We start from the raw sequence: 20370 nt of genomic DNA, 5'->3' as shown, positions 1-20370 counted from the left end.
TTTTATTTTTGTTTTACTTAGCGTGTACCGAAAACGTTTTCTTTATTTTTATCTGACAAAATGGTTGGAAACGTGGTATAATGATGAAGATAAAAAAGTATGGAGGATTGATACTTAAATGAAACGTATTGCCGTTTTAACTAGTGGCGGAGATGCCCCTGGTATGAATGCTGCTGTTCGTGCTGTTGTGCGAAAAGCCATTTACGAAGGTATGGAAGTCTTTGGGATTAACTATGGCTATGCTGGTATGGTTGCCGGAGATATTTTCCCATTAACAGCTCGAGCTGTTGGTGATAAAATTTCTCGTGGTGGAACATTCTTGTATTCTGCTCGTTACCCTGAGTTTGCAGAACTAGAAGGCCAGCTTGCTGGTATTGAACAGTTAAAGAAACATGGTATTGAGGGTGTGGTCGTTGTCGGTGGTGATGGCTCATACCATGGTGCGATGCGTTTAACAGAGCACGGTTTCCCAGCAGTTGGTGTACCAGGTACGATTGATAACGATATCGTTGGTACAGATTACACGATTGGGTTTGATACAGCTGTTACAACTGCACTTGATGCGATTGACAAAATTCGTGATACATCTTCTTCACATAAAAGAACATTTATCATTGAAGTAATGGGTCGTAATGCAGGCGATATCGCACTTTGGTCTGGTATTGGTGCAGGTGCTGATGAAATTATCATTCCTGAACATGATTTTGATGTTAACGAATTGGTTGCATCTATCAAACATGGTTACAAAAATGGTAAAAATCACAACATTATCGTGCTCGCAGAAGGTGTGATGTCAGGTGCTGAATTAGCTGAAAAAGTGAAAGCAGCAGGAGACGATAGCGATCTTCGTGTCAGTACTTTAGGTCATATCCAACGTGGTGGTACCCCTACTGCTCGTGACCGCGTTCTCGCGTCATGGATGGGAGCCCGTGCTGTTGAATTACTAAAAGAAGGCCGTGGTGGTCTTGCTGTTGGTATCCATAACGAAAAATTGGTTGAAAGCCCAATTTTGGGAACTGCAGAAGAAGGTGCTTTGTTTAGTCTTGATAACGGTAAAATTGTTGTCAATAACCCACATAAAGCTAACCTTGATTTGTATAAACTAAACAAAGAAATCTCATCTTAATAGAGAATCCTTGTTAGTATTAAAATGTTAACTCACTGCATTAGCAGTATAAGGGTGTTACCTAATAGATAACACCCGAAAATATTGGCGAAAGCCACTTTATTCATAGAAGGAGTTCTATTAAAATGAACAAACGTGTAAAAATTGTTGCAACACTTGGACCAGCTGTTGAAATCCGTGGTGGTAAAAAATTCGGAGATGATGGCTACTGGGGTGAAAAACTTGATGTAGAAGCTTCTGCACAAAAAATTGCTCAATTAATCAAAGAAGGCGCAAATGTTTTCCGTTTTAACTTCTCACATGGTGACCATGCTGAACAAGGTGAACGTATGCAAGTTGTACGTCGCGCTGAAGAAATCGCTAACCAAAAAGTTGGTTTCTTACTTGACACAAAAGGTCCTGAAATCCGTACTGAGTTATTTGAAGGTGAAGCAAAAGAGTATGCATACAAAACAGGTGATTTACTCCGTGTTGCGACTAAACAAGGCTTAAAATCTACTAAAGACGTTATTGCATTAAACGTTGCTGGTGGTCTTGATATCTTTGACAACGTTGAAGTTGGTCAAACAATCCTTATCGATGATGGTAAACTTGGTTTAACACTTGCTGCTAAAGATATTGCAACACGTGAATTCGAAGTTGAAGTACAAAATGATGGTGTTATCGCTAAACAAAAAGGTGTTAACATTCCAAATACTAAAATTCCTTTCCCAGCACTTGCTGATCGCGATAACGCTGATATCCGTTTTGGTCTTGAACAAGGCTTGAACTTTATCGCTATTTCATTTGTACGTTCTGCTAAAGACGTTAATGAAGTGCGTGCAATCTTAGAAGAAACTGGTAACACACACGTTCAACTTTTCCCTAAAATCGAAAACCAACAAGGTATCGATAATATCGATGAAATCATTGCTGCTTCAGAAGGTATCATGATTGCCCGTGGAGATATGGGTATTGAAGTACCATTTGAAATGGTTCCAGTTTACCAAAAACAAATCATTCAAAAAGTTAATGCTGCTGGTAAAGCTGTTATCACTGCAACTAACATGCTTGAAACAATGACTGACAAACCACGTGCGACTCGTTCAGAAATCTCTGACGTATTTAACGCGGTTATCGATGGTACTGATGCGACAATGCTTTCAGGTGAATCTGCAAACGGTAAATACCCTGTAGAATCTGTACGTACTATGGCAACAGTTGATAAAAATGCACAAGCACTTTTAAATGAATATGGTCGTCTTAACCCATCAACATTTGACCGTTCAACTGTAACTGAAGTTGTTGCCTCAGCAGTTAAAGATGCGACAAGCTCTATGGATATTAAATTAATTGTTGCTTTGACTGAGTCAGGTTCAACAGCTCGTTTAATCTCTAAATACCGTCCTGATGCTGATATCTTAGCAGTAACTTGGGATGAAAAAATCCAAAAATCACTCATGATTAACTGGGGTGTTATTCCAGTCTTGAATGAAAAACCTTCATCAACTGATGACATGTTTGAAGTAGCTGAAAAAGCAGCTATCGAATCAGGTCTTGTTGAATCAGGTGATAACATTATTATCGTTGCGGGTGTACCAGTTGGTTCTGGACGCACAAACACTATGCGTATCCGTACAGTTAAATAATCACTCTTTAAAAAACGTCGAAAGGCGTTTTTTTTTGTTTTTCTACTCTTGATTTGTCAAAAAGCTACCTAACTATATAGTCTGTACTAACATTTAGGAAGACAGCTAAAAAAAGCTATGTCAGTATTCAACGATACTTTCATGGCTTTTTTTATGTTTAATTCGATTATCTTAATGGCCTTTCACGCGAATCATTCCTAGCTCTATAGCTTTAATAACAGCAGAGATAGTCGAAGTGACGTCAAGTTTTTCGTTGATAGACATGAGATGGTTATTGACAGTTCTTCTACTAATATAAAGAAAATCAGCTATTTCTCGTTGCTTGAAACCTTCGGAGGCGAGCGTTAATATCTGTTTTTCTCGTTTACTAAGTGTTACCTCAACAGTGTTTATGTTTTTAGGAAGTAGGTTGATCCCTTGATGAATCTTTGACAAATCATCATATATTTTATCAATAGTAGCACATTTACTTAATAATCCCCAAGCACCAGAGTTTATTGCCTCATTTTTATATACTAATAAATTAAAGCCTGATATGAACACGATTTTCTGATTAGGATATTTGTCAATAATGTCTTTGGAGATATCAAAACCACTTAATTCTCCGATATGGATGTCCAATAAAATCAAATCTGGTTGGGTAAATTTCAGTTGATAGAATAAGGAGCTTGGTTCAGTAAAGCTACTAAGGGTTATGTTCATTGGTTGAAAAGCAATCTCAAGACTTTTAGAAAACAGTGCATGATCATCTAATAAATATACATTCATGTATTTATATCTCCTTAGTTGTAGACAATATTATCTACAGGTCGTTGCTCGCATTTTGCCACCCATATCATGACTGCTTGTATGGTTTTAAATTTCCTCAATTACAGTTGTTGATTCATCCATTTATGATGACTGTTATCATGCTGATAGCAGATATATAGGTGAGATTTAGATAAATGAAAAAGTTTTATAATTTAAGTGTATCATATTTTATTGTATTGCACAATATACTCATTAAAGATATCTCATATTATCATATAATGAACTAAGAAGATTAAGTATGTTACTTGTGATTAATAATCAATCTTTTTAACTTAATCGATTTAACTTTAATGTTGGTAGATTATTAAAATGATAAGTTATCTATAATGCATGTTTTCAATCCTTAGCAAATAAATAAAAATATTTTGTAAAGAAAGGAGGTGAGAGTTATGGCAAAACAAAATTACAGCAAACCATCAATCGAAAAAGTTGCTAATTTCAAAGAATCAACACGTGGTCTTTGGACGGGGAAATTTAGAGATGTATTTGGTGGACGAGCATTATTTCAGATCGTAATTTATCATTAAAATAAATTACAAAGATGGTCATCGAATCACAAAATTCGATGACCATTTTTTAATAATTCTTATTAATATAAAGCATGATTTTTAAAAAAATTTATAAAGGAGCTATGTCTTGATGAATGTTACTCAATCGGAAAGAAAGGTATTATTTGAAAAACACATAAAAACAGATTCTACAAGTACGCTAATTATTTCTAATTACAAGTATGTCAAATATTCAGCTAATGAATTCGATATTTATTGTGCTTCTTCTGAATATTCAAGAATATTTGATAATGAAAAAATAATTCTGAATTGTATTGATACCTCTCAAATATTGAAAGAGCTTCAAAAAAATATTTATAAAGGTATCTTTGTTTTGGTGTCAAAAGGAGAACTTTTCATTGGAGGATCATTATTTGATACCTCACTATCCTGGGTTGATTTGGATAAAGAATTAATTATCAGTGATTCATCTTCGGATATTGCAATGTATATGAATTTTTCTATCTCTAAAGCGGCTGTTGCTTTGAATCTGATCCACAGTTTACCATATTATCCTTTTCAGCAAATTTCTTTATGGGAAAATGTTAATACAATTCGTCCATTTCATATTTTAAAATACAAATCAAATAAGGTGATAGAAATGGTCCAAACCTGGATACCACCTAGTTTAGAAAAAGAAGTAGAATCTGTTTATCTAAGCATTAAAGAGCGACTTTTGAAGTTATTAAGGCAAGAAACTATTAATTATTCAGAAATATCTGCTGATCTTTCAGGTGGCGTTGATTCAGCTACAATTATTTATATTTTAAAAGCTTTGCAAGCTGATGTTAAACTTTATCATTCAAATACTGATAGCGAATGGAATAGTGATTCAAAATGGGCACAACTCATATCCAATGATCTCAACACAAAATTTATTCATTTAGATTCATTGTCTAGTACCGGAAGAAATTTCAAATTGAATTTAGATTATTCGAATTCAATTTTACCAGACAAACCACTATTTTGGGCAGATACAGAAGGATATGTTGAGATTATAGAAAAAATGACTAAAAATCCAAAAGATGCTATTCATTTTACAGGTCTTGGTGGTGATGAACTATTTACTCCTATGCCTTCCTATGCATGGTCTCTTGTAAGACAAAATAAATTTAGAAGTATAGGTTTGAGTTTGAGATATTGTTTTCTGAATAGGATTCCTATGAAAAATGGTTTTGCAAATCTTCTGAGTAACTTGTCATTTAAAGAAACTGTTAGACATGAAATTGATAAAGGATTTGGATATACAAAAAAAATACATAGTAATTCCACTTTGAATTGGTGTGGCCCTATTACAGTGCCTAGATGGTTAACAAAAATGTATTGTGATTTAAGTTATGAAATGTTGATAACTGAATTGGAGACTACGCAAAACGGTCTAGATTTAGATCGTTCTCGCCATCAAATGATTGAATCAATACTATTTCAAAGGCATATAGTAACTCAGCTTAACAAAATATATGGTGCCAATGGGATGAGTTGGAAGGCCCCTTTTTTAGATGTTGAAATTATTAACTATTCCTTATCAATACCAGTTCGGTATAGACAGGATATTAATTTAACTAAACCAATTTTGTATAAATCTACTAAAGGTATAGTTCCAAAAAATATTTTTACTAGAGGTTTTAAAGGAGACTATTCGAAAGAATTATACAAAAGTTATAAAATTGCTGTAAAAGAATATTCTCAAAAAATAAGACAGTTTAAGCTTGTTGAGTGGGGGATTGTGGACGCTGATATACTGATTTCAGAATTATCAATGCCAACTGCTTTACATAGTAGAATTGAATCTTTCGAAAGATTAGTATCTGTTGAGAGATGGATTCGGATTGTTTTGGAAAAAAATAAGTAGATTGTTTTAGTTTTCAATTTAAAAAGGAATAGAATTTAATGAACAAAAGAAAAAAAAAACTTAAAATTATTAATCAAGATGAGGGTGCTATGGTTTTAGATAAAAGTAGAGGGATTTATTTTCAAGTAAATGCTACTGGTGTTCTCATGCTTGAAGGACTAAGTAAAGGAATGACAGTAAAGGAATTGGCACTCGAATTAGAAAAAACTTTCTTTTTAGATAAAAAGCAAGCTGAAATTGATGTCAATCAATTTATGGATTTACTTAAGGAGATGAAATTGGCATAATGGATATTCAACTTTTTCCTGAAAAAATAGAAAAAGTTCCTTTTGGTGCTAAAATTTTAGCACGACTGGCTTTACTATTTTCGGGTCCTCTTAATCATATGTCTCCTGGGACAATAGAAAAAATACTAAAATATTTAGTAAAGAAAAATACTGTGGCAACGATTGATCAGGTTAAAACAGCTCGTAACGCAGTGTGCACTGTAAGTAATAGGTGTAGAAGTCAAGAAGGATGTCTTAGACGCTCACTTGCTATCGTATTAATGTTATGGTTACAACATAAATCAGTAAGTTGGTGTACTGGATATGCTCAAGAGCCTTTTCGAGCTCATGCCTGGGTAGAATTAAATGATGTACCCATCGGAGAATATTCGGAGGTTCAAATGTACTCTAAAGCGATATGCGTAAAGCATAACTCAAACAATATAGTTAAAAAGGAGTTTGAATTGAAGAATATGAATCAAAAAGTTTTAGAACCTAATCAATTGAAGTTAGATATTTTAAATCAACAAAATCCGACACCAACCGTGAATATTAGAATGTTATTTAATCTTGCCAATGGACATGATTGGGAGTTTATTTGTGTAGGTATACTTGGAATAATTAGTGCGATATTGACTCTTGTTCAACCTAATCTTGTTGCTGATTTAATAAATCAACCATATATAGGTTTCAAAATTAATTCGAGTATTGTAATGATTGTTGTAGTATTAATACTATCCAAGATTCTCACAGCTATTCAATACTATTTACTTCAAATAATTGGAGAAGGTGTTGTTTTTGAAGCACGTCAAAGTTTAATAAATCATTTACTAAGGTTACCGATACATGAATATGATAACAGAAGTGTGGGTGACTTATTAAGTAGCGTTAGCAGTGATTCTTCTAAGTTAAGGATGGCTCTTATACAAGTTACTATTGCTATGTCAAGTGGTTTAGTAGTAATTATCGGTGCAGCTATAGGAATGATTTTGAGGGACTACTTATTATTTTTTATGGCTCTATCAACAGTGTGCTTATCATTTTTTGGTACGATAATTATGAGTAAAGCAATACAAAATGCAAGTTTTTTAGCTCAAAAAGGACTTGGGAAATTAAGTGGAGATATTGAACATGATTTACATGCTATCAGAACAATTCGTGCTACAAATTCAACTGATATGGAAGAAACAAAAACCAACGACAAGCAGAGAGATTACGCAATATAGGAATTCGTTTAGCAAAAATTCAATCCTTTATGACCCCTGTTTCCAATATGACTCTCCAGTTATCTGGTTTAATTGTATTAGGTATAGGGGGGTACCGTGTATCAACTGGCTTAATGTCTGTATCTGATTTAATTGCATTTGCTTTACTACTTTATACAATGATTGGTCCTGTAGGACAGTTTTTTAACGCATTTGGGGGGATTGGAGAATCATTAGGTGCACTTGCAAGAATTCGAGAGTTATTGGAATTGTCATTGGAGAGCGATTTTGATATTGTACCAGCAATAGCTCTTGAATCAAGTTTAATTGCTGAAAATTCCGCAGTTTATTTTGAAAAAATTAGTTTTGGTTATAATAAATTAAAATTTGGCTCAGATCCAATGTTAATAGATGACGCATTAGTTTTAAAAGAAGTGACATTGCGTGTTGAAAAAGGAAAGAGAACAGCAATTGTCGGTCCATCTGGTGCTGGAAAAAGTACAATTCTACAATTAATTGAGAGATTTTATGACCCTGATGATGGAAGAATATTTATTCAGGGCAAAGATTATCGAAATTATAGCAGAGAAAATCTCAGACAATATATTACTTATGTTGAACAAGATGCTCCTGTAATATCAGGTACGTTACGTGATAATTTACTTTTGGGGAATAATGGGATTAGTGATTTAGACTGTATTAAAGTATTAAAAGAAGTTAATCTATACCATTTATTAGAAAGAGATATTAAAGGACTTGATATGCAAGTTGGTGAATCAGGAGCAAACCTTTCTGGCGGCGAAAGACAACGTTTAGCAATGGGGCGTTCACTTTTGTCATCGGCTGAAATCGTATTATTGGATGAATTGACCGCTAATCTTGATAGTATAAATGAGCAAGCAATGAAAAAAGCAGTAGATAAGCTGAAAAGGGAAAAGACAGTCATAGTAGTTGCTCATCGATTATCCACAATAATTGACTCGGATATCATTTATGTTCTAGAACATGGCAGAGTTGTTGGGGCAGGGAATCATAATGAGTTAATTGCAACAGTTCCCCTATATCGAGAATTAGCTAAGGAACAATTTATTGATAGAGAAATTTGAGCATTGTAATTGAAAGTACTTAGAGGTATTAACTGAATAAAATCGTTTGTATGTTAAAGAAATAAACAAAAGGAGATATCATAACTTGGAAAATACAAAAAATAATATCCTGATTTCAAACATCTATAAAGAACATGGTAATAAAAAAATACTATAAAATATTTCATTTTCAGCTAAAGCAGGACGCATTACAGCTTTTCTAGGGCCAAATGGAGCTGGGAAAAGTTCTACATTAAGAATACTTCTAGGATTAGATCGGGCAACAGCTGGTACGGGTAGTTTTGGCAGTCAAAACTATCGCGACTTCAATTTCCCTTTAACTGTCGTTGGCGCTGCATTTGATGGTATTGGTGGTGTACCTTCTAGAAAAGTAAGGACACACCTAAAAATTATTGCGATTAGTAATCATATTCCTAAAGATCGGATTACTGAAGTGTTAGCTATCGTTGATTTATCTCATAAATCTCATTCCCGTTTAGGAACACTATCTTTAGGAGAAGGACAACGGTTAGGGATTGCAACGGCGTTATTAGGGAATCCCCAATATCTAGTTTTTGATGAACCAACAAATGGGTTAGACCCCATGGGAATCAAATGGTTTAGAAATTTCATTCGTAAGCAAGCAGATTTAGGTAAAACAGTTTTACTTTCGTCTCACTATTTGACAGAAATTGAGGCAGTTGCGGATGATGTTGTTGTGATTAGTAAAGGGAAAGTTGTTGCGACTGGTGAACTTCGTGAAGTGATGAAAAATATTGAAAAACTAGAAGATGTTTTCTTTTCATTAACTGAAGGGGGAGTACAAGGATGAGAGTTGCTAGAAATGTTTATACTGAATTTTATAAACTCATCCATAGTCGTGGGTGGTGGCTTATTTTGTGCCTTGTTTTACTCATTCAACCAGTATTTGGTTTGTTGGAAGTTAAGCAATTAGTTGCTATAGGCCTTGATGCAACGCCACAGACACAACCTGAATTGTTAGAGGCTATACCGCCACTTGATTATTTTGGATTTGATGCTACACAGTTTGGTCTTTTACCTATCGTGATTTGGGGAGGTATTAGCGGTGCTGGTGCGTATCAAAATCATAATTTACGCGTAACCTTGTTATATAGTAGCAGGCGTTTAGTCCTTTTTTCTGCTAAAATAATCACGCTTATCGCCTCTACAGTAGTCGTATCATTTATTTCGACGTTTATCACTATAATCGTCACACATATGGGCATGGCAGGTTTAGGGTTAAATCCGATAACCTTAAGTCCTATCGCTTGGATGTTCATTGGCTATACCGTCATTCAGTGGACATTATTAACAGCTATAGCGTTTGCGATTGGCTTGCTTTGTCGACATATGATTGTCCCTTTGGTATTTTTAATACCTCAAATTTACAATCTTGGTAATTACCTTGCGCAAAGATGGTCTTGGGGAAATTATTTACCCGTTGCAGCGAGTAATATGATTACCGCCACCCCTGTAAAAACGATAGCTCATGAGCCATTAAAAGGTGCCATGATTCTTATTTTATGGTTGAGCATTATGTTAATCATGGCAGGTTATACATTTGTAAGAAATGATGTCGGAGGTAACTATTGATGATAAAAACTGCCATCCGAAGTGAATGGATTAAATTTTTTTCTTATCAATGGTGTGCTTTTGGAGCCATTGGTACAGTTGTCATTGCACCTTTTATTTTATCTATTTCTGGAGTAGGTAATGGACAAATCGTAACAGCTAATAGTTTAATAGATGCTGGTCTTCGAAATTTATTTTTAAGTCAGGCAGGGGTTGTGATTATCGCTGCTAGTTTTTTGGGGCAAGAATTTTCAAATGCGTATTTGCGTACAACCTTATTAACCATACCTTCTCGGATTAAACTTGTTATGTCTAAAATGATTGTATTAACACTGATTGTTTTGGGGATTGCGATACTCTCAAGTATCATATGTTTAGGCGTTGTGAGTGTTCAATATCATATGACGTTGTCGGTTTATTTAATTATCAATTTTATGACGAAAGTGATGCTTGCTTTCTTGAGTTGGTTACTTTTGACTTGGTTAACACTGTCTCTAACAATCATTACTAAATCACAAATTATACCAATAGCCATCATGTTCTCGCTAATTTTAGGTTTCAGTCAACTCTTATTTGCGATAACAAAATTTGCCAAATACTTACCTGATTTAGCAACAATGAATTTGTTTTTTTCAATTAAAATGCCAGCTTTACTAGGTATCTACCAAGGGTTACTTGTTCAACTCATCTGGTGCATAGTTTTCTTTATCATTGCACTCTTATTGATACAACATCGGGATGTTCATTGATCTTAACCAAATAAACCTAATTACCAATCTCAACAAACTAGAAAAGTCAGGATTAAATTAAATAAGCTATATGATAGTTTCTCGAAGCAAAAAAAACAAATCAAAACATAGCAGTATAGCATGAGGTTAAACCTTTGGTCATGTTATCTGAAATTTATCGCTAAACTCGAGGTAGAAAACAGGCAGGAAGACCTAGTACTTTCTGTCTGTTTTCTTTTGTTTATAAAATTTACAGCGTGTAATACGGTTGCCAAATTAAGCGAGGATTAGTATGCGACACAAATTGATAGATATTGTCAATTAATGGAAATAACTATCGTTTTAAGGTATAATGAGAAAAGACAATTTATATGATGAGGTGAATGATGATTGTAGGGATATGGGCAGAAGATGAGCGTGGCTTGATAGGTGTCAAGGGGAGATTACCATGGTCATTACCGGCTGAACTTCACCATTTTAAACAGACAACCATGGGTCAAATTATTTTAATGGGTCGTAAGACTTTTGATGGTATGAACCAAAGAACCTTACCGGGTCGAACAACTGTTATCCTTACACATGATCAAACGTATCAAGTTGCCGATAAGTCAGTCTTGGTTTTTCATAGTCCAAAAGATATATTAGCTTGGTATCATGAAAAAGAGCTTGAAACAGCTAAAGACTTATATATTATTGGTGGTGCAGAGATCTTTAAGGTATTTAGCCAGTATCTCGATCGTTTATATCGAACAATCGTACAAGGTGAATTTGAGGGAGATACCTATTTTCCTGATGTGATTGATTATGATCAGTTTATCGAGACCTCAACGAAAACCTCCCTCGCTGATGAAGCAAATCAATATGCTTTTACAGTAAAAATTTATGAGAAGAAAAAATAATGGAAAAATCTATATTTGGCGTATTTACTGCAGTTTTAGCTTGGATTTGTCTGGTTTGTGCCATACAATGTGTCCGTAAGAAGAAGTTTGGGTTAGCAATTTTGTTTTTACTCTGTGCATTTACCAATCTAGTAAATTCAATACATGCAGTTTACCAAACATTGTTTTAAGCTGTTAGTGATAGAAAAGGACATTCGGATTAAATGAATACGAAAGATCAAATTTATTGTTCATTTTGTGGTAAATCACAAGATGAAGTTAAGAAAATTATTGCAGGTAGTGATGTCTTTATCTGTAATGAATGTGTGACGCTTTCTATGGATATCTTACGTGAGGAATTCAAAGATGAAATTTCTGGTGATATATTAGATAGCAAAACACCAAAAGAATTATTAGCTATTTTAAATGACTATGTCATTGGCCAAGACAATGCTAAACGTGCACTATCTGTAGCGGTTTATAATCATTATAAGCGGATTAATTTTATGGCAAGTAAAGCAGATGATGACGTAGAACTGCAAAAATCTAACATCTTGATGATTGGGCCTACAGGGTCTGGTAAGACCTTTTTAGCCCAAACATTAGCAAAATCTTTAAACGTACCCTTTGCGATTGCTGATGCGACAAGTTTGACTGAAGCTGGGTATGTAGGAGAAGATGTTGAAAATATTCTCTTAAAACTCTTACAAGCGGCAGATTATAGTGTTGATCGTGCCGAACGTGGCATCATCTATGTAGACGAGATAGACAAGATTGCGAAAAAATCTGAAAATGTGTCGATTACACGAGATGTATCAGGTGAAGGTGTTCAACAAGCACTATTAAAAATTATAGAGGGTACTGTAGCGAGTGTACCTCCTCAAGGTGGACGTAAACATCCAAACCAGGAAATGATCCAGCTAGATACAAAAAATATCTTGTTTATTGTTGGTGGTGCATTTGATGGTATTGAAGAGATTGTTAAACAACGCTTAGGTGAGAAAATCATCGGATTTGGCTTCAATAATAAAGCCTTATCTGATGAGATGTCTTATATGCAAGAAATTATTGCTGAAGACATTCAAAAATTTGGATTAATCCCAGAATTTATCGGTAGATTACCTATCGTTGCTGCTTTAGAATCTTTAACAGAAGAAGACTTAGTCCATATTTTGACACAGCCTAAAAATGCTTTGGTCAAACAATATCAACGTCTTTTAAGTTTTGATAATGTCGAACTTGAATTTGAAGAGGGTGCATTAAAAGCAATTGCTGAAAAAGCAATTCAACGTAAAACAGGTGCACGTGGTCTTCGCTCGATTATAGAAGAGGTCATGATGGATGTCATGTTTGAAATTCCTAGCATGACAGGGATTCAAAAAGTTGTCATCACAGAAGATGCTGTTTTAGGCACTAATGAACCATTACTAATCGGTGCTTAAAAAAATAAGAAAAGAACGCGTGATGCGCTCTTTGTTTTTATAGAAATGAGAAACATGAAATTTAACATCCATAATGTTAGTTTGACGATATCTGCTGCTTCAAGCAAACAATATCCTGAAACAGATTGGCCAGAAATTGCACTTGCAGGGCGTTCAAACGTTGGTAAGTCAAGTTTTATCAACACGCTATTAAATCGTAAAAATTTTGCGAGAACATCTGGTCGACCAGGTAAAACGCAATTGCTAAATTTCTTTAATATCGATGATACACTTCACTTCGTGGATGTGCCTGGATATGGCTATGCACGTGTCTCTAAAAAAGAGAGAGAAAAATGGGGTGCCTTGATCGAAGAGTACTTGACGACACGTCCCAATTTACGTGCAGTTGTTAGCTTAGTAGATTTGCGTCATGAGCCGTCTGCTGAGGATATCCAGATGTATGAGTTTTTGAAATACTACGATATTCCAGTTATTTTGGTCGCAACTAAAGCAGATAAAATCAAACGTGGCCGCTGGAATAAACATGAAAGTGTGATCAAGAAAGCATTGCAGTTTGACAGTAACGATGATTTTATCATCTTTTCAAGTTTTGATAAAACTGGGTTAGATGAAGCTTGGCAAGTGATAGAGCAATTTGTTGACTAATTAGTGCAGGAAATACTGAGACAGGATAGAAATAGTCTGAAAATTCTGCTATAATTTAGCTAACCATGCTTTACGGTGAGATGACAAACGCTTGTACCTCACTGATAAAACCTATATCAGCTCAAAAAAGTGCTCGAATAGGTCAAAACATAAATGAATGAGTTTAAAGGAGTTTATTACGTATGACAGTCAATATTGCTTTATTAGGATTTGGTACAGTAGCGAGTGGTATTCCGTTTTTATTAAAAGAAAATGGCGCAAAAATTATCTCAGCAGCTAATACAGACATTGCAATTGCTAAAGTTTTAGTTAGAGATGAAGCTGAAAAAAATAGCTTATTAGCACAAGGACATGACTATCATTTTGTCACAGATATTCTTGACATCATTTCAGATGACTCTGTTCAAATTGTTGTTGAGTTAATGGGACGTATTGAGCCTGCAAAAACATTTATCACACAAGCCCTACAAGCTAAAAAACATGTTGTGACTGCAAATAAAGATTTACTTGCCCTACACGGTGCTGAATTACTTAAAGTTGCTGCTGATAACCAAGTGGCACTCTATTATGAAGCAGCAGTAGCTGGTGGTATTCCAATTCTTAGAACACTTGCTAACTCCTACACTTCTGATAAAATCACAAAAGTACTTGGTGTTGTCAATGGCACAAGTAACTTTATGATGACTAAGATGGTTGATGAAGGATGGACTTATGATGAAGCTCTAGCAGAAGCTAGTCGTTTAGGCTATGCCGAATCTGACCCTACAAATGATGTGGACGGTATTGATGCAGCCTATAAGATGGTCATCCTTAGTCAGTTTGCTTTTGGTATGACGATCAATTTTGATGATGTCCGTCATGAAGGGATTCGTCATATCACACCTGCTGATGTCAAACTTGCTCAAAAACTTGGGTTTGTCATTAAGCTTGTTGGTGAGATTGTTGAACGTGACTCTGGTATTTATGCAGAGGTTGTCCCTACTTTCTTACCAAAATCTCATCAATTAGCAACAGTTAATGGTGTAATGAATGCTGTTTTTGTGGAATCTATCGGTATTGGTGAAGCGATGTTCTATGGACCAGGTGCTGGTCAAAAACCAACAGCAGCCTCAGTAGTGGCAGATATTATTCAACTGTCTCATTATATCTCTAAATCAGAAACAGCTCCTGCTTTTAATACATTTGTCAGAGAAACTGTTTACGCTAAAAAAGAAGACTTGTTAGATAAATATTATTTTGCGATTGAAACTGAAGATAAGTCAGGGCAATTATTACGTTTAGCTGAGTTATTCCATGCTGAGAATGTGTCGTTTGAACAAGTTTTCCAAGATAAGATTAACGAAGATGTCGCAACGATTGCGATCATCTCACATCAGATGGATCTTAACCAATTTGATAGCTTATCAGATAAAATTTCTAATCTCGAAGGCTTCACATTACGTAATACAATTAAAGTAATTTAAAGGGTATAGCATATGACTTTGACAATTTCAGTTCCAGCTACTTCAGCAAACCTCGGCCCAGGCTTTGATTCTGTAGGTCTTGCTGTGTCACGTTTCCTTAAAATAGAAGTGCTTAACCCGTTAGAAAAGTGGGTCATACATCATGACTTAGGTTCTGATGTTCCTAGTGATGAAAATAATCTGCTCATTCAAACGGCTTTGCAGGTTGAGCCAAATCTTACGCCACATGAGATCAAGATGACGAGTGATATTCCGCTAGCACGTGGCTTAGGCTCATCTAGTTCAGTGATCGTAGCAGGCATAGAGTTAGCTAACCAACTCGCTCATCTAGCACTCTCAGATGCTGAAAAATTAGCGATTGCAAGTGAAGTTGAAGGGCATCCTGATAATGTTGCACCAGCGATTTTAGGTGGCTTAGTCATCGCACATAGCGCAGCAGGAGAAACACATTATGTGGCTGCTAAGATGCCTGAGACGGGTTTACTCGCATTTATCCCTGATTATGAATTAAAAACGAGCGATTCTAGAAACGCATTACCTGATTCTTTTGACTATAAAGCGTCAGTTGCTGCAAGTTCAGTAGCCAATGTCGCGATTGCAGCGCTCTTGACTGGAGATATGACATTAGCTGGACAGCTCATGAGCCAAGATAAGTTTCATGAGCCATATCGACGTCATCTTGTACCAGAATTTGACAGGATTCGAACTATTGCAAGTGACAAAGGTGCCTATGTCACGTATCTATCAGGTGCTGGTCCTACCGTAATGGTTTTAGCGACACCTGATAAGATTAAACTAATTAAAGCAGCACTTGAAACAGAAAAATTGCCAGGTCAATTGGTCGAGTTGTCGGTCGATACCTTGGGAGTAAAAGTTGAAAACTAAGGGAGACCCTTAGTTTTTTTAAAAACTGCTTCATGTTGTTAGGATAGCGAAAAGGAGAACAATGAAAAAAGGATTATTATTAGCCGTCGGTTCTTATGTTTCTTGGGGATTTCTATCTATATTTTGGAAATTCTTAGGTGATATTGATTCTTATGAAGTCTTTGCTTATCGCATTGTGTCGACACTGATTACGATGGGGCTGTATTTTGTGCTTTTCGGTAGACTTGGTAAACTTAAAGGTGAACTCACAACCTTAGTGCATAATAAGCGAGAGCTGACTAGCATGATTTTAGCCAGTTTTTTAATTTCTATTAACTGGATTGTCTATATTTATGCGATCGCTCATGGCGAGGCTACAGCAGCAAGTCTGGGCTATTATATCAATCCTTTATTTTCTGTGCTATTAGCCGTCGTCTTTTTAAAAGAGAAACTCAATAATTTTACCAAAGTATCTATACTATTGGCCCTTTCTGGTGTAGCGATTTTAGCGATTCAAGGTGGTAAATTTCCGATTATTGCTTTGATCTTACCGTTATCGTTTGGGACATACGGCTTTATTAAGAAGAACGTTACCTTATCTAGTGAGGTGGCTATGTTTGTAGAGACGCTTGTTGTCATGCCATTTATTTTGGTGTTTCTCATGTTTTTTGCAAAACATAGTGTGGTAGATTATAGTCTAAAACAGCTGATATTATTAGCGGTATCTGGTATCGTCACGGCTATTCCATTATTATTATTTGCGGAGGCCTTAAAATGTGCGCCCTTAAATGTAGTCGGATTTGTCCAGTATCTTAATCCGACAATTCAGCTCGCCATCGCTATTTTTATTTTTCATGAACCTTTTAAATTCGAAAATTTATATGGCTTTATGGCGATTTGGGTGGCCATTCTTGTCTTTATAATTGGGCAACTAATATTACTCAAAAGGATGAAAAGGTATCACGCGTGACGACCTATGACTACTTAAGAGCTGGAAGTGTTATGACAATGAAAATATCACGAGCATTATGATAAAGTAGCGTTAATAAAAGACTCAGATCGCTAACTTGTCATCTACTAAACTATGAAATTTATAATTAAGATAGGTTAAAAATTACTTGAAAAAACTAAGTAGATTACTTAGTTTTTTCAAATGTGATGCAGTTATCATATAGAAAAGAGAGTTATGAAAAAGGGAATATTACTTGCGATAGGGTCTTATATCGCTTGGGGCGTTTTGTCTATTTTTTGGAAATATTTAGGAAAAATAGATTCCTATGAGGTATTTTCTTATAGAATTTTGTTTACCATGTTAACGATGCTGATTTATTTTTTAGCTTGTGGCAAAACAGCCAAATTAAAAACAGAATTGACAACTTTAGGTCATAATAAACGAGAATGCATCAGTATGGTTTTGGCAAGTATTTTTCTGTCTATCAACTGGATAGTCTATATTTATGCTATGGCAAATCATCAAGCAACAGCAGCAAGTCTCGGGTATTATATTAATCCACTGTTTTCAGTTTTTCTTGCAGTCATATTATTAAAAGAGACATTAACTTCTGCTATGAAATTGGCTATCGTTTTAGCCCTGTCCGGTGTTGTTATTTTGGCGATACAGGCCGGTCAACTACCAATTGTATCACTATTATTGCCATTAACATTTGGGACATATGGGGTTATCAAGAAAAACGTCAACCTATCAAGTGATGTCGCCATGTTTTTTGAAATGCTAGTAGTGAGTCCAGTCGTTTTAAGTTTTCTTATCTTTTTTGCTAAACATCAACTAACTGACTACAGCCTATTAGACCAAGGTATGTTAGCCTTATCTGGTATCATCACGGCGCTGCCATTTTTATTATTTGCAGAAGCTTTGAAACTAGCCCCACTAAATGTTGTCGGCTTTGCTCAATATCTGAATCCAACTATTAAGTTAGCGATTGCCATTTTTTTATTTCATGAACCGTTTAAAGTTGAAAATTTGTACGGATTTGTAGCAATTTGGATATCAATCCTTGTCTTTATGATTGGGCAAATTATACTGCTCAAAAAGATGAGAAATGTGATAAAATAGGATTAATTATGACTATAAAAACAAGCTGACTTATGCAGAAGACATCAAGCAGTTAGGTCATTAATGTTAAAAATATATGAGAAGAGTTTAAATGATAAAAAGAAATGAAATCACACAAAAATTAGCCGGTATTGAGATTAAGTATGATGAGCCACTAGCTAGTTATACCTATACTAAGGTTGGTGGACCAGCAGATTTTCTCGCATTGCCAACAGATAAATTTCAGCTACAACAGATTATTAGCGTTGCAAATGAAACAGATACCCCTTTCATCGTCCTTGGTAATGCCAGTAATCTCATCGTTAAAGATGGTGGGATTAGAGGGTTCGTTATCCTACTTGAAAGAATGGATGCGATTCGAACAAATGGTTACGTGATCGAGGCACAAGCAGGCGCAAACTTGATTAAAACAACTCAGGTTGCGCTTGAGAATTCTTTGACAGGATTTGAATTCGCCTGTGGTATTCCAGGGTCAGTCGGTGGTGCTGTCTTTATGAATGCTGGTGCTTACGGCGGAGAAGTATCGACGATTTTATCTAGTGTGCAAGTTATCGATAAAACTGGTGACATTAGCATCTTATCAGCTGAAGACTTACAGTTTGGCTATCGCAAGTCACGCTTACAAAGTGGTCATCTTATCGCGATTTCAGCTAAATTTTCATTATCAGCTGGAGATCACAGTGTTATCAAATCTGAGATGGATCGCCTCACCCACTTAAGAGAGTTAAAACAACCACTAGAATATCCTAGCTGTGGCTCTGTGTTCAAAAGACCTGTGGGACATTTTGCAGGGCAGCTGATTCAAGAAGCTGGGCTGCAAGGTCATCAAATAGGTGGCGTACAAGTTTCTAAAAAACATGCTGGATTTATGGTTAACCTAGGTAACGGGACAGCAAAAGACTACCAAGCTCTCATCAACTATGTGATTGAACAGGTGGAGCAGGCAAGTGGTGTCAGATTAGAACCTGAGGTTAGGATATTAGGAGAAGAAAAACGTGACGACTAAACCTATCGTTAAATTTGTAGATGTATCCAAATCATTTGAAGATAACGGGGAGTTGATTTTAAAGAATATCAACTTTGAGTTAGAAAGTGGCAAGTTCTATACGTTATTAGGTGCATCAGGTTCTGGAAAATCAACCATCCTAAACATCATCGCAGGGCTAACAGATGCGAGTAGTGGTGATATATATTTAGATGGCGATCGGATTAATGATGTGCCGATTAATAAACGTGATGTGCATACAGTTTTTCAAAACTATGCTTTATTACCGCATAAAAATGTCTTTGATAACATTGCTTTTCCATTAAAAATTCGTGGTGTTGATAAGCATGAAACTGAAAAACGTGTCATGGAAGTTTTGAAAATGGTTCGCCTGACTGGCTATGAACACAGACGTATTCAAAAACTATCTGGTGGTCAAAAACAACGTGTCGCGATTGCTAGAGCGATTATTAATCAGCCAAAAGTTGTCTTGCTCGATGAACCACTTAGTGCCTTAGATTTAAAATTACGGACAGAAATGCAATATGAACTGCGTGCTTTACAACAAAAACTTGGTATTACCTTTGTTTTTGTCACACATGACCAAGAAGAAGCCCTAGCCATGAGTGATTGGATTTTTATCATTAACGACGGTGAAATTATCCAGTCTGGGACGCCAGTTGATATCTATGATGAGCCGATTAATCGCTTTGTGGCGACATTTATCGGAGAATCAAATATTGTATCAGGGATCATGATAGATGACTATCTCGTTGAGTTTAATGGGAAACGGTTTGAGTCTGTCGATGGTGGGATGAGAAAAAATGAAGTAGTAGAGGTTGTCATACGCCCAGAAGATCTACGCCTAACTTTACCAGATGAAGGTAAGTTATTAGTTAGTGTGAAGACACAACTCTTTAGAGGTGTTCACTACGAAATTATCGCAACTGATGAGTTGGGTCAAGAATGGATGATTCATTCAACTAGACGGGCGATTGTCGGAGAAGTGATTGGTCTTGATTTTGATCCAGAAGATATCCATATTATGCGGCTAAATGAAACAGAAGAAGATTTTGATGCACGGATTGAAGAGTATGTAGACGAGGAAGAGATTGAAGCAGGAATTATTAATGCGATAGAGGAGGAGATGGTAGTCGATGATCCAAAAAATGACTAAC

At 35.6% G+C, this 20370-nt stretch carries 19 protein-coding genes and 1 pseudogene; 19 read left to right on the top strand and 1 reads right to left on the bottom strand.

Annotated features, from left to right (window positions below):
- Nucleotides 1–118: 118 nt before the first annotated feature.
- Entirely contained in the window at nt 119–1126 is a 1008-nt protein-coding gene (pfkA, locus tag RU87_RS06850) for a 6-phosphofructokinase (RefSeq protein ID WP_068163382.1), read from the top strand.
- A gap of 125 nt (nt 1127–1251) precedes the next feature.
- Nucleotides 1252–2754, top strand: a complete 1503-nt coding sequence (gene pyk / locus RU87_RS06845; RefSeq protein ID WP_068163390.1) for a pyruvate kinase — start codon at nt 1252–1254, stop codon at nt 2752–2754.
- Between the two features lie 171 nt (nt 2755–2925).
- Here pyk and RU87_RS06840 read toward each other — a convergent pair whose 3' ends face one another.
- Nucleotides 2926–3522 carry a response regulator transcription factor gene (locus tag RU87_RS06840; RefSeq protein WP_068163392.1) on the bottom strand — a complete coding sequence of 199 codons (597 nt, stop codon included), beginning with the start codon at nt 3520–3522 and terminating at the stop codon, nt 2926–2928.
- Between the two features lie 431 nt (nt 3523–3953).
- On the opposite strand from RU87_RS06840, the gene RU87_RS09585 reads away from it, so the two are divergent.
- From RU87_RS09585 to RU87_RS06760, 17 genes and pseudogenes are all read left to right on the top strand, one after another.
- Entirely contained in the window at nt 3954–4091 is a 138-nt protein-coding gene (locus RU87_RS09585) for a lasso RiPP family leader peptide-containing protein (protein ID WP_143471390.1), read from the top strand.
- Between the two features lie 112 nt (nt 4092–4203).
- Complete coding sequence (locus RU87_RS06835; protein WP_082782181.1) at nt 4204–5964, top strand: asparagine synthase-related protein; 1761 nt, start codon at nt 4204–4206, stop codon at nt 5962–5964.
- Nucleotides 5965–6002: 38 nt separating this feature from the next.
- Nucleotides 6003–6251, top strand: coding sequence for a PqqD family protein (locus RU87_RS06830; protein WP_068163395.1), 249 nt, complete (start codon nt 6003–6005; stop codon nt 6249–6251).
- Nucleotides 6251–7456, top strand: a complete 1206-nt coding sequence (locus tag RU87_RS09830; protein ID WP_231860446.1) for a lasso peptide biosynthesis B2 protein — start codon at nt 6251–6253, stop codon at nt 7454–7456. The genes RU87_RS06830 and RU87_RS09830 overlap by 1 nt, the downstream gene beginning before the upstream one ends.
- A 113-nt stretch (nt 7457–7569) precedes the next feature.
- Nucleotides 7570–8541, top strand: coding sequence for an ABC transporter ATP-binding protein (locus RU87_RS09825; RefSeq protein ID WP_231860447.1), 972 nt, complete (start codon nt 7570–7572; stop codon nt 8539–8541).
- Between the two features lie 85 nt (nt 8542–8626).
- Nucleotides 8627–9352, top strand: a pseudogene (locus RU87_RS06820) (ABC transporter ATP-binding protein).
- Nucleotides 9349–10134 carry an ABC transporter permease gene (locus RU87_RS06815; RefSeq protein WP_068163398.1) on the top strand — a complete coding sequence of 262 codons (786 nt, stop codon included), beginning with the start codon at nt 9349–9351 and terminating at the stop codon, nt 10132–10134. Before RU87_RS06820 ends, RU87_RS06815 begins: the two are co-directional and overlap by 4 nt.
- Nucleotides 10134–10862, top strand: a complete 729-nt coding sequence (locus RU87_RS06810) for an ABC transporter permease (protein ID WP_068163401.1) — start codon at nt 10134–10136, stop codon at nt 10860–10862. Before RU87_RS06815 ends, RU87_RS06810 begins: the two co-directional genes overlap by 1 nt.
- A gap of 365 nt (nt 10863–11227) precedes the next feature.
- Complete coding sequence (locus tag RU87_RS06805) at nt 11228–11740, top strand: dihydrofolate reductase (RefSeq protein ID WP_068163404.1); 513 nt, start codon at nt 11228–11230, stop codon at nt 11738–11740.
- Between the two features lie 203 nt (nt 11741–11943).
- Complete coding sequence (gene clpX, locus RU87_RS06795) at nt 11944–13161, top strand: ATP-dependent Clp protease ATP-binding subunit ClpX (RefSeq protein ID WP_068163407.1); 1218 nt, start codon at nt 11944–11946, stop codon at nt 13159–13161.
- 54 nt (nt 13162–13215) lie between these two features.
- Nucleotides 13216–13806: a ribosome biogenesis GTP-binding protein YihA/YsxC gene (gene yihA / locus RU87_RS06790; RefSeq protein WP_068163410.1), complete on the top strand. Its 591-nt coding sequence runs from the start codon at nt 13216–13218 to the stop codon at nt 13804–13806.
- Between the two features lie 182 nt (nt 13807–13988).
- A complete protein-coding gene (locus RU87_RS06785) occupies nt 13989–15269 on the top strand; it encodes a homoserine dehydrogenase (protein ID WP_068163414.1) in 1281 nt (426 codons plus the stop codon).
- A gap of 18 nt (nt 15270–15287) precedes the next feature.
- Entirely contained in the window at nt 15288–16154 is an 867-nt protein-coding gene (thrB, locus tag RU87_RS06780; RefSeq protein WP_068163484.1) for a homoserine kinase, read from the top strand.
- 61 nt (nt 16155–16215) lie between these two features.
- Nucleotides 16216–17103: an EamA family transporter RarD gene (rarD, locus tag RU87_RS06775; RefSeq protein WP_068163417.1), complete on the top strand. Its 888-nt coding sequence runs from the start codon at nt 16216–16218 to the stop codon at nt 17101–17103.
- Between the two features lie 216 nt (nt 17104–17319).
- Nucleotides 17320–18207, top strand: a complete 888-nt coding sequence (gene rarD, locus RU87_RS06770) for an EamA family transporter RarD (RefSeq protein ID WP_068163418.1) — start codon at nt 17320–17322, stop codon at nt 18205–18207.
- A gap of 91 nt (nt 18208–18298) precedes the next feature.
- Nucleotides 18299–19213: a UDP-N-acetylmuramate dehydrogenase gene (murB, locus tag RU87_RS06765; RefSeq protein ID WP_068163419.1), complete on the top strand. Its 915-nt coding sequence runs from the start codon at nt 18299–18301 to the stop codon at nt 19211–19213.
- Nucleotides 19203–20369 (top strand): ABC transporter ATP-binding protein, encoded by a 1167-nt coding sequence (locus RU87_RS06760; protein ID WP_068163422.1) that lies wholly within the window; start codon nt 19203–19205, stop codon nt 20367–20369. Before murB ends, RU87_RS06760 begins: the two co-directional genes overlap by 11 nt.
- Nucleotide 20370 lies beyond the last annotated feature (1 nt).

Source organism: Pseudolactococcus plantarum (assembly GCF_002441715.1).
GTDB classification, from domain to species: domain Bacteria; phylum Bacillota; class Bacilli; order Lactobacillales; family Streptococcaceae; genus Pseudolactococcus; species Pseudolactococcus plantarum.
This window is presented reverse-complemented; position numbering and strand designations above follow the sequence as displayed.